Raw genomic sequence first — 10,616 nt, 5'->3', positions numbered from 1 at the left:
ATTTCAGTTTTGTATTTCAATGGCATGTCCGTAAGAAGCCGCCAAAATTTCCCATTATTTACACCGGTTGAACATTAGGAGCATGGTTTACAGCGTGCTTTTAATTCGCTTTTAGCCAGAAATCTTAATTATTTCAGCGACTAGAGACACAGGAATTATTTTTTTCAGTAATTCCTGTGCTAAGTCACACCTTTAAAAAAATAAAGGAAGAATAATGGTGAAAACAAAGCAAGAAACCTTGAGGAAAACGAATTTAATCGATAGCCCTTTTTTTAAAGTGTTTGCAAAGAACTATCTGGACTATTTAGGCAATAGTAACCCAACCCCTAAGCAACTGGCCGAAATCCAGGCTCTGCTTTCCAACACCTGGATAAGGCAACCGATTTGTTTCGACCTACGTTTAAGTGAGCAGGAAAAACAGTGCCTGTATCTATCCGCACAAGGTAAAGAGGTGAAAGAAATAGCAGCCTTTTTAAAAGTATCCACCCGAAGAGTGACGCAGCATCGGCAATCCATCTTTCAAAAATTGGATTGTAAAAATATAACGAGCGCGATAATTGTTGGATTGCGGTTCGGGGCAGTCAAGACAGAGAGTTTATTGCAAAAGAAATAAATTGATCTGGCATTATGGCCAACAAAAGATCCAAATGAACAGCAATAAGGCGCAAGGTATGCAAGGCAAAAAATTTGAATTTTTTAATGGATTACCAGGAGAAATCCAATACAACATCGCAAAATATTTGCCTGCATCGGAGCTATTCTCTCTTAACAATAGCCAAACTTCTTTTTGTTTCTCCTCTTTATTTGAGCCTCTTGTGAATGACTATCAAATCACTCATCGCTTGTTACAACATGTTGTTTGTGGCGAACATGCGGCGTTGCGTGATATGTTAACAAACCATAGTCTTTTGATTTTTAAAAGGGGTAGGGTAACTGATTGTTCTGGGCGCAAATTTGAGCATAGCAGTGGTTTTGAATAGGCGCTGCGGATAATTATTACCAAATTCTTCCGAGATGATCAGATCGATAGATCTCTCCGGGCGTAAACTGCCACTTCCTCATTCCCGGGTGCAAACCAAAAAAGGCACTCGTACGTCAATAGGGATAATTTTGCTAGACAAATAGATTCCTGACCACTAGGTCCCTTTGTGTCCAGGTTACCAATTGTTTATATTTATAAGGATAAAGATGAATTTTTTAAGAGGATTTCACCTTAACCAGAGAAAGGATGAGACAGTACCTGACCTTCAATTGATGTATAAATAATTGTCAAATTGGAAATAATATGAATTTTTTAAAACAGATCACAAATAAATTTAAACATCTCACGGGCCAATCCGAATTAGATGACAAAGTTGCGCAGCAAATAGAAAGAAAAAATGAAATGCTAAGAAATTTATTGACTTATGCTCGTCAAAATTCGCCCTGGTACCGAAAAATATTAAAGAATGTATCAATCGATACGATGACTTGCGATCATCTGAGGGAGCTACCCACAATAACAAAAACCACTTTCATGGAAAATTGGGATGACATTGTTACGGATAAATCGCTCAATCTGAAAAAGGTTAGTCAGCATTTGAATAAAATGAGCAACACGGAAGAAATTGTCCCTTTGGATGACAAATACGTCGTTTTTTCCACCGGCGGCTCTACGGGAAAAAAAGGAATATTTGTCTATCCTATTGAGGGGGTTAGACTTTTGGCTTATTTAAGAAGTCAACGATTAAAAAAATCAATGATGCCTTACTTGAACCTTCAAGAAGGTGAAATACTCAGAATAGCTGAGGTCGTAGCAACCAATGCAGTTTACGGGATGTACGCAAGGTCTAAAATATATAGTTCTGAGGATGAACTCAAACATTTTTATCCAATTACCAAGCCAATGGCAGAGATTATAGAAGGTTTAAACAAGTTTCAACCGCATCGAGTTAACGCATTGCCATCTACGGCTCGTCTCTTATGCAAATTTGCTCAAGCAGGTGAGTTAACAATTAACCCTAATATTATGGGTGTTGGTGCTGAGCCTTTATACGAACCGATAAGAGAAATGATTTATAAAACATGGCCAAAGATCAAATTATTCAATTATTATGGTACTACAGAAGGCGTTGCTGCAGGAAATTGCAAACCAAATAGTTTCTATATGCATCTGAATGATAGTAGAGCGGTATTTTTTCCGGTGAATCAATGTAATCAAATCGTTAATAGAGGGGACTACGCCGATAAACTGATATTTACTAATCTAAACAGTTACACACTTCCTTTAATTAATTATGAAATAGAGGATCGCATTCGCTTTGTGCCTGAATCGTGTTCTTGTGGGAGCCTTCTTCCACTCATTGAAGAGCCAAAAGGTCGAGCTGTACAGGATTTCATTTATCCCGGAAATATTATTGTTCATTATTTAGTGTTTTCAACACCACTTCTTACGGATCCCCATGTAATTGAGTTTCATGTGAAGCAGACACCTCTAGGTGCTGAAATCAATATTGTCTCCAATGGCCCCGTTAACAAACAGAAAATTGTTGATTCGATTCGTCAAACTTATTCAAAGCTTGGCCTTCACAACGCTCAAATAGAAGTTAGGGATGTACCCGAAATGTCTTATCTTCCATCTGGTAAACTGCGACGCTTTACCCCGCTTGAATAATAAAAATAAGCCAGTGTAAATTGGGGCAGGGCCTGAATTTTGAATTAGGATAAATTAGAAAATCAGAATTTAAGCCCTGACCCAAAGTAGTGGGAACTGTTTGGTTGCTCATAATAGTCAGTAAGCAAAGAAAGCAACAGCTCCCTGGCAACAAAGGGACTGTCCTTTACTCTTATCTGATCATTCAAAAAGGAGGTAGCTTCTCTAAGCGTATCAGAATTAGGTTGTTCTAAATTTGCTAAAAGATCAGCCAGTTTGTTTTCCTCGCTGGGTTGTACTCTTGGCAGAATAGTAAGGAAAGCTTTCGCTAAGGCTCTCAAAAACATATCCTCGTTAGCTACCAATTTTTTAGCCTGGCAGGAGGTAATTAGCAATTGACATTGATCGTGGTGGTTTAAATTGAATAGGGGGTCTTTGTCTTCTGGATCAATAGTGGGGTTTTGCCAGGATGCTCGCCCGGGTTGCTTGTCAATGGTTAAATCATATTTCAGTCCCTCTTCACAAAACTGTTGAATGAGTTCTAAAATAATCATCATTTCGTGCGGGTCATAGCAGGTGATTAAGATGGGAGCCTTGTCATTTTTATGGACTAGAATATTCCATAAAATTTGACACATGTCTAAAATTAACCCCTTGGGTGTTTCATCATGATCACTTAAAAATTCGGGATGACGCCAAATGATACAATGCGCATTTGATATATCTGCCAGGGGCGGGGAGCTGGCAATATTGGCATGGATATAAGTTTGCTTCACATGGGGGGCTTGTTTTTGTAAAACACGCATATTAAAACGTAAATCTGCTTTATCGATATCGCAGCCCAAATAATTAACCCTGACTTCCCGGGACCGGGCCAAGAGCTCAAAGGTCGCTAGTTCAATGGCTGTTCCACACGCAATGCTAATCACATTGAATACTTCTTGACTTGCAGAATTTTCCAGCAGGTTTCTAATAACTGGTAAAAGTGAATAAGCCATCCGAAAATGCCGCAAAGGGAATAAGCTTGGGCTTGGAAAAGAGTTAAAAAAAAACATTTAAAATAAATAAAAAACTTAATGTTTTAATATTTTACAGGCAATTAACCATAAAGACAACGATAAATTTATAATAACTCTGAACACCCGCAGCCGACTATGGCATAGAGGCGATTAAATATCTTATAACCTCGTAATCTATGAAATATTTCTCGTAGCTTGGCAAATCCGACTCGGTAATTTCACGAAGGAGGAAGCGAGCGGTTTTTAAACGTGGGGAGCATTTAATGTGTAAATGGGGCAGTGCCTGAATTTTGAATTAGGATATTATTCCAGAATTATTTAATAAAGCAGGTGATATTTTCCAATAGCTCTTTATAAAGTGAATTAGTTGGATTGTGTTTTAATAAGTTACTTGCTTTATTTAAGCACGTATTTGATTTCTCATGACAGGGACGGATGAAAATCTTGTTCGGACAATTATGATGTATCCATGTATGCAGATATTGTTCAAATATTACCTTGATATCATGGTCAGTAGTCAACTCCAATTCAGAAAGAATAAAGTTTAAAACTATCCATCTATCATAGTGTCGATTGGAAAGTATTCTTATGAAGTAGCGAATGTGCATAAGACTATTTCTTTTGTAAACAAGTTCTAAAATCTCTTCAAAGGTATAACTTTCCTGATTTTCCAATAGGCAGTTTACAAACGATTTTAAAGAGGCTGGCTCAGGATTAGAGAGTAGTTGGGTAATAACGCTTTTCCAACCTTCTGGTTGCATTGTAAAGGCTGCGTTAATAATTGCGGCATTTAATTGCGAAATATTTTTGCTAATCAATGGTTGAATAAATCTAAAATCTTGTTGGTTGCCAGACTCACTCAATCCAAGGATAGCTAGTTTAATTGGTTTATCCTGTCTGTTAATGGCATCTCTATAGTAATTGGAAAACTCACTTATACCGAGTTGTTTAAGATAATAACGACTTAGATGTCTAATAGAACGACTACGATCAAGCAAAGCCTGTTCTAAAATCCCTTTAGCCTGATTGGGATAACGTTCAATAAAGGCATATAGAGCCATTTTTCGAATGGGCATTAGTTTGTCATCCTTGACCTTGTTTAGATAAATCAAAAACCGATCAGCGTTATATTGATTATTTGCAAGATTAAAAGCATTTACTTTGATAACAATATCTCTATGGTTGAGTGTGGCAGTTAATAGCTGTTCTATTTTAGAATCAGCGTTTGCAAGAATAGCAAATGCATAGCGCGCAACTAGAATTTCTTGACTGTTAATTTTCTTAAAAAGTGCATCGCTACATTCGGTTGCAAGTAATGACTCGATCTTCCTGATTAATTGGAGTCGGTCAAACCTGAGCTCCTGTCTTCTTTTGATTTCTAATTGTTTTAGCAAAGGAAGTGACTCAATAAAGTGATCAATTATTTCTTTACTTACAATGCGATTAAGAGTGGTAAAACATAGTATTCTTATCTCGTCTACCCAATCGTTTGCACGGATAATGAGAAATGGAATTGCATCTTGAATACTATTTTCCGCGAGTGTTTTAATGGCCTTATAGCGAATATATCCATTTGGATGACAACATAAAATTTTTAAAATAATGAGAAACTCTGTCGAGTGACCCTTATAAGAATCAACAATTGAGGGGTTTAAGTTATACCAATATTTGGATAGTTGATGGTAATGTTTAGAGAAAATTGAATTGCGAATTTTTTCATCGATTTTATTTAAGAGATGAGGGGGTACATGATTCAATAATGCATGAACCTTTTCATTTGCAAGTTTGCTAACCATCCTATTCTTAACAAACATGAGGGGTATGAAAGAATAGATGGCATTTGGATCGGTAATTTCCTCAATTTCCTTTAATAGGCTTGCCTTTACCACCGAGGATCGAAATAGATTCCCTATACCTGGTTTACAAATATGGTATAAAGAGTCTACGATTGGCTCTAAATTTATCTTGGTTACTTTATTCATAAATGGATTTTGCTAGTGTCGTTTTCCCGCTTGGCGAGGGCCAGTGAGATCAACGATTCGGAAACTCTTTTAAACCCAATAACACTAGGGATTAATTTTTTTCAAACATTACATCGCCTTATAAGTTCGACGATTAATTTAGACAGTATATCTTTTTTTATCCCGAAAAATCCAAGGGGTAATTCTAAATTATCGAGAAAGCTAAAATTTTTAAATCAATGGTGTAGAAAGTGCACCCATTGGGGTCGAGTCTTGTATTACCATTGAATAAAATTTTATAGAATCCAATTAGGTAGTATTAACACAACTAGATCTTAAAATATTGCTAAAATACATTCATTAAAATATTTCACAACGATTAGTGATAGTTTTGATGTGTTTTGCCGCCAAAAAGGTGATAAGCATACAACGTGTATACCAGCAGTACTGGCAGCATAATGGCAACGCCCACCAGAATAAAAACAAGTGTAGAAGTTGGCGCTGCAGCCTCCCAAAAAGTCACCTGATGAGGTATTAAATAGGGGTAAACACTTATTGCGATACCGACATAAGCACAGAAAAAAATAACCAGGCTGTAAATGAATGGTCTGCGTTCATGGCCCAAAGAAAGGCTTTTCCAGGCCAAATAAATTGCAAGGGCAGTAACAAGCGGCAATGGAGCGAGGAGGATAATGTTCGGAAAACTGTACCAACGTGCAAAAATCTCACTACTGTGCAGTGGAGTCCAGATACTTACGAATAACAGAAAAAAGCTAACGATGACTAAGAGTCCTTTTGCATAATGGATCATTTTGCGTTGCAGGCGACCACTGCTTTTAATGACCATCCATGTTGCCCCAAGCAGGCCATACCCGCTCACCAGGGCAACACCGGTTAACAAACTAAATGGTGTTAGCCAATCTGCGTCATTAATAGTCATCGCGGCTTCATTAATTGGAAAGCCCTGCACAAAACAACCTAACACCACGCCCTGAAAAAAGGCAGCAGCAACAGAACTGATTGCGAATGACCAATTCCATAGGGGCTTTGATTTGTCTGCTTTAAATCGAAACTCAAAGCTCACCCCGCGAAAAATTAAAGCAACTAACATCAACATTAAAGGCATATACAAGATAGGAAGTAACAGGCCGTAGACTTGAGGGAACGCGCCATAGAGCATCGCACCACCGAATACCAGCCACGTTTCGTTACCATCCCATACCGGTGCGATGGAGTTCATCATTTTATCGCGTTCTGTTTCACTGTTAGTAAAGGGAAATAAAATGCCTATACCCAGATCAAAGCCATCGAGGATGACATACATTAATACTATAAATGCCAGCAAAACAGCAAAAATGAACGGCAACATCATTCTTTCTCCCTGGGCAAATCAGTCATGTAGTGAAAGGCGTGGTGTTCTACCTGGTCAGTCTCTAATGGTGTAGGCCCGCGGCGAATTAGCTTCAAAAGGTAGTACAGGTAAAAACCAAAAATCACGCCGTAGGCAATCACGAGTAAAACAAAAGAAATAATCACTTCCTCCATGCCTATTGCCGAAACGGCATCCCGGGTTTTTAGTAAATTATAAACCACCCAAGGCTGGCGCCCGATCTCGGCAGTAAGCCATCCTGCAATGGTGGCTACAAATCCAAGCGGGGCAATAAGAACACACCAGCGATGGAACCACTTCGCCGAATACAAATTTTTTTTGAAGCGAAGAAAAAGCCCAATGAATGCAGTCATCAGCATGAGCAGGCCTATACCTACCATAATCCTGAAAGAGAAAAAGACAGGGGCAACCCGGGGTTGCTCCGACGGTGCAACTGAACGTAAACCAACCATTTCTCCATCCCAGTCATGGGTATTGATTAGACTGGCAAGTTTTGGAATACCCAGCTCGTATTCGTTCTTTTGTTCTTTCTGGGAAGGCCAGGCAAATAGTAATAGGGGTGCCCCTTTTTTTGTATCCCAAACTCCTTCCATCGCAGCTGTCTTGAGAGGTTGATGCTCATGAACGGAAATTCCAACCACGTCCCCCATAAAGATTTGCAAGGGTACTAATAGCAGAGCGGCCCACAAACCAAAAGACAGACATTTTTTTGCTGTATCAAGGGTTTTATTTCGGAGCAGATAATAACTGGCGACTGCCATTATCACGAAACTGGTGGTTACATAGGATGCTAAAACCATGTGGATAAAACGAGGGATGAATGACGGATTAAAAACAACGGATACCCAGCTTTCTACCACATATTTTCCATCAATGAGTTGATAACCACTGGGCGTCTGCATCCAGGAATTCGCAGACATGATCCAAAAGGCTGAAATAGTCGTACCGATTGTAACCAAAAGTGTTGCCATAAAATGCAGTGCAGGCGGAACACGTTTCCACCCGAAAAGCATTACCCCCAAAAAACCTGCCTCAAGGAAAAAGGCAGTTAAGGTTTCATAAGCAAATAAGGCTCCCAGCACATTACCAAATTGATAGATGAAAGGGCCAAAATTAGTCCCTATCTGGTAGGCAAGTACGATTCCTGAAACGACACCCATACCGAAAGTAAGCGCAAAAATTTTCGTCCATAGCTGGCATATTTTCAAATAGGTGTCTTTCCTGGTTTTTAGCCACATGGCTTCCATAATGACTAAAAAAACAGCCAGGCCAAGATTTAGTGTAGGAAATAAAATATGAAATCCTATACTAAAACCGAATTGTATGCGTGATAGGAGTTCTACCATCTTTTGAATCCTCTCTATCTATGTTTAACGAGTGAATCCCTAGCCCAATTCTCAAACAATCCTGTGATCATGACCCTCACTTCAGCCTCCCTATGACCTTTAATGAACCAATAAAGAATCGAAAGGCTAGTTAGCATCAAATTTATTTATACAAAAATTTTACATAGATTATAGCATATGCTAATTATTAACTATAAATCTATACAAAAGTTATGCATTATTGGTAATCAAATGAATAAACGACATCTTCTCTTAGGGTTTTTAATTGGGATAATCGTTATCCTGGAACAAGGGTGTGACATGAATGATCCTGCCAAGTACGAAACTAATCAGCCTGTACTCACCATACAAGAGTTTTTTAATGGAACTGTAAAGGGATACGGCATGATTCAAAAACGCTCAGGCGAAGTAAGAAGGCGTTTTGTTGTGACAATGGAAGGAAAGTGGACTGCAAAGGAAGGGACTCTGGATGAGTATTTCATTTTTGATGATGGCGATAAGCAATATCGCCAGTGGAAACTCAATTTGATTGATGAACACCATTTCACTGCTACTGCAAGCGACGTCGAGGGAGTGGCGATAGGGGAGCAGTATGGCAATGTGATTAAAATGAGTTACAAATTACTAATTCCCTACAACAGCTCTACCTTGGCACTAAGCATGGACGACTGGTTATATCGCATTGACAAACATGTCGTCATAAATCGTGCCACGATGAAAAAATTTGGTATTCGTGTGGGGTCTATTACTGCCAGTTTTTTCAAGGACTAGTTAATGAAAAAGCAAAGCGAAAATGAAGAGGTTCTTCTGCCAATAAGAACCATATCTGCCTTAACAGGGGTTAACTCTGTGACAATACGTGCCTGGGAAAGACGCTATGGATTGTTGAAGCCAAAGCGTACAGCCAAAGGGCATCGCTTATACACTTATGAACACGTCCAGCAGATAAAAAAGATTCTTGCCCTCATTGAGCAAGGGGTTTCTGTTGGGCAAATCAAAGAAACCCTCCTGACAGAGAGTATCTTTTCGCATCCACTGCAGATTGAAAATCCATGGCGCCAATACCAACTGCAAATGCGGCAAATTATATCCAGTTTTGAACAGTTCAAACTGGATAATTTATACAATCAGATTTTATCTCTTTACCCGATTGATATTGTCACCAAATACCTGCTTCTCCCTGTATTTTTTTCACTTGAACAAGATGCTAAAGAGAAAAGATGCCTGGTCGCTGAATATAATTTCTTTCAAATCTTTCTTCGCAACAAGTTGGGGGCAAGATTACATCACGAACGCCAGTTCGTTGATGGGCCCCGGCTGCTATTAGTCTCCTCCCGTGCGGATAGGGATGAAGTCCTTATGTTTTTATTCAGCCTCACGGCATTGGCAATGGGATACGTTGTTATTTGCCTTTATTTTAATGATGACGCGGATGAGCTTATTGAAGCCGCAGCCATAATTAAAGCACAAGGATTAGTCCTTATTGGTGAAAAACTTGTTTACGAACAATCCTCATGGGTGGATAAGCAGGTCGATAAATTATCCATTCCCGTTTTTGGCTTTATTGGCCCGACAGAGATTAAAAGAAACATCAATAAATCAAAGCTAATACAGTTGAATAGTGATTTCCGCCTGGCATTAGAGGAAGTAAAAAATCAGATTGAAAGAGATGTAGTCTATTGAAAAGGATGGATCAATGAAAAAGGTAAGATGGTTCATTCCACTGTTAAAATGGTTTGACGTCGAGTTTGCAGAAAAAAACCTGAAATCGAATACAATCGATTGGTCAAGGACGATACCCTTTATTGTTTTGCATCTTGGATGTCTGGCGGTATTTTGGGTAGGAGCAAGTCTTAGTGCAATCATTGCCGCGATCTTACTCTATTTTATCCGTATGTTTGCTATTACTGGTTTTTATCATCGTTATTTTTCGCATCGCTCGTTTAAGACCAATCGCTTTTGGCAATTTATATTTGCATTGCTCGCTGCTTCCGCTGCGCAGAGAGGTCCCCTCTGGTGGGCAAGTCATCACCGTCATCATCATCGTTATTCAGACGCTGTTCAAGATCGACATTCTCCACAACATCATGGTTTTATATGGAGTCATATGGGGTGGTTTTTCGCTTCAGAAAACTTTGTAACCGACTACAAACGGGTTGCTGACCTGGTAAAATATCCGGAGAGTTATGCTCGAATCTGGTGTATGTGAAAAATAAATTAGGTGGCGTATCCTGTTGATTGTTCGCCAAGAACATAATCAACAAAAGG

At 39.0% G+C, this 10,616-nt stretch carries 10 protein-coding genes; 6 read left to right on the top strand and 4 right to left on the bottom strand.

The window, feature by feature from the left end; all coding sequences use genetic code 11:
- Positions 1-214: 214 nt before the first annotated feature.
- From Lfee_RS06940 to Lfee_RS06930, 3 genes are all read left to right on the top strand, one after another.
- The gene (locus Lfee_RS06940) at positions 215-613 is read left to right on the top strand and encodes a response regulator transcription factor (protein ID WP_058445248.1); all 399 of its coding nucleotides are present in this window, start codon (positions 215-217) and stop codon (positions 611-613) included.
- Between the two features lie 34 nt (positions 614-647).
- The gene (locus Lfee_RS06935) at positions 648-980 is read left to right on the top strand and encodes a hypothetical protein (RefSeq protein WP_146751398.1); all 333 of its coding nucleotides are present in this window, start codon (positions 648-650) and stop codon (positions 978-980) included.
- 305 nt (positions 981-1,285) lie between these two features.
- Positions 1,286-2,653 carry a phenylacetate--CoA ligase family protein gene (locus Lfee_RS06930; RefSeq protein ID WP_058445243.1) on the top strand — a complete coding sequence of 456 codons (1,368 nt, stop codon included), beginning with the start codon at positions 1,286-1,288 and terminating at the stop codon, positions 2,651-2,653.
- A 62-nt stretch (positions 2,654-2,715) separates the two neighbouring features.
- Here Lfee_RS06930 and Lfee_RS06925 read toward each other — a convergent pair whose 3' ends face one another.
- The 4 genes from Lfee_RS06925 to Lfee_RS06910 form a co-directional block, all read right to left on the bottom strand.
- On the bottom strand, positions 2,716-3,630 hold the full coding sequence (locus tag Lfee_RS06925; protein ID WP_058445241.1) for a hypothetical protein: 915 nt from the start codon (positions 3,628-3,630) through the stop codon (positions 2,716-2,718).
- A gap of 335 nt (positions 3,631-3,965) precedes the next feature.
- On the bottom strand, positions 3,966-5,633 hold the full coding sequence (locus Lfee_RS06920; RefSeq protein ID WP_058445239.1) for a HEAT repeat domain-containing protein: 1,668 nt from the start codon (positions 5,631-5,633) through the stop codon (positions 3,966-3,968).
- 358 nt (positions 5,634-5,991) lie between these two features.
- Positions 5,992-6,981, bottom strand: coding sequence for a cytochrome d ubiquinol oxidase subunit II (gene cydB, locus Lfee_RS06915; RefSeq protein WP_058445369.1), 990 nt, complete (start codon positions 6,979-6,981; stop codon positions 5,992-5,994).
- On the bottom strand, positions 6,981-8,348 hold the full coding sequence (locus Lfee_RS06910; RefSeq protein WP_058445237.1) for a cytochrome ubiquinol oxidase subunit I: 1,368 nt from the start codon (positions 8,346-8,348) through the stop codon (positions 6,981-6,983). The genes cydB and Lfee_RS06910 overlap by 1 nt, the downstream gene beginning before the upstream one ends.
- A gap of 231 nt (positions 8,349-8,579) precedes the next feature.
- Between Lfee_RS06910 and Lfee_RS06905 the strand changes: the two genes are divergently transcribed.
- Genes Lfee_RS06905 through Lfee_RS06895 form a run of 3 tightly spaced genes read left to right on the top strand, consistent with a single transcriptional unit; the run spans position 8,580 to position 10,557 of the window.
- Entirely contained in the window at positions 8,580-9,119 is a 540-nt protein-coding gene (locus tag Lfee_RS06905; protein WP_064088311.1) for a DUF3833 domain-containing protein, read from the top strand.
- A 3-nt stretch (positions 9,120-9,122) separates the two neighbouring features.
- Positions 9,123-10,031, top strand: a complete 909-nt coding sequence (locus Lfee_RS06900; protein WP_058445233.1) for a MerR family transcriptional regulator — start codon at positions 9,123-9,125, stop codon at positions 10,029-10,031.
- 13 nt (positions 10,032-10,044) lie between these two features.
- Complete coding sequence (locus Lfee_RS06895) at positions 10,045-10,557, top strand: fatty acid desaturase (protein ID WP_058445230.1); 513 nt, start codon at positions 10,045-10,047, stop codon at positions 10,555-10,557.
- Positions 10,558-10,616 lie beyond the last annotated feature (59 nt).

Origin of the sequence: Legionella feeleii (genome assembly GCF_001467625.1) — a bacterium.
GTDB lineage: Bacteria > Pseudomonadota > Gammaproteobacteria > Legionellales > Legionellaceae > Tatlockia > Tatlockia feeleii.
This window is presented reverse-complemented; position numbering and strand designations above follow the sequence as displayed.

Bases quoted from the DNA above. Each gene is read 5' to 3' on its own strand.
- Lfee_RS06940 (WP_058445248.1), top strand. From the start codon at position 215: ATGGTGAAAACAAAGCAAGAAACCTTGAGGAAAACGAATTTAATCGAT.
- Lfee_RS06935 (WP_146751398.1), top strand. From the start codon at position 648: ATGAACAGCAATAAGGCGCAAGGTATGCAAGGCAAAAAATTTGAATTT.
- Lfee_RS06930 (WP_058445243.1), top strand. From the start codon at position 1,286: ATGAATTTTTTAAAACAGATCACAAATAAATTTAAACATCTCACGGGC.
- Lfee_RS06925 (WP_058445241.1), bottom strand. From the start codon at position 3,630: ATGGCTTATTCACTTTTACCAGTTATTAGAAACCTGCTGGAAAATTCT.
- Lfee_RS06920 (WP_058445239.1), bottom strand. From the start codon at position 5,633: ATGAATAAAGTAACCAAGATAAATTTAGAGCCAATCGTAGACTCTTTA.
- cydB (WP_058445369.1), bottom strand. From the start codon at position 6,981: ATGTTGCCGTTCATTTTTGCTGTTTTGCTGGCATTTATAGTATTAATG.
- Lfee_RS06910 (WP_058445237.1), bottom strand. From the start codon at position 8,348: ATGGTAGAACTCCTATCACGCATACAATTCGGTTTTAGTATAGGATTT.
- Lfee_RS06905 (WP_064088311.1), top strand. From the start codon at position 8,580: ATGAATAAACGACATCTTCTCTTAGGGTTTTTAATTGGGATAATCGTT.
- Lfee_RS06900 (WP_058445233.1), top strand. From the start codon at position 9,123: ATGAAAAAGCAAAGCGAAAATGAAGAGGTTCTTCTGCCAATAAGAACC.
- Lfee_RS06895 (WP_058445230.1), top strand. From the start codon at position 10,045: ATGAAAAAGGTAAGATGGTTCATTCCACTGTTAAAATGGTTTGACGTC.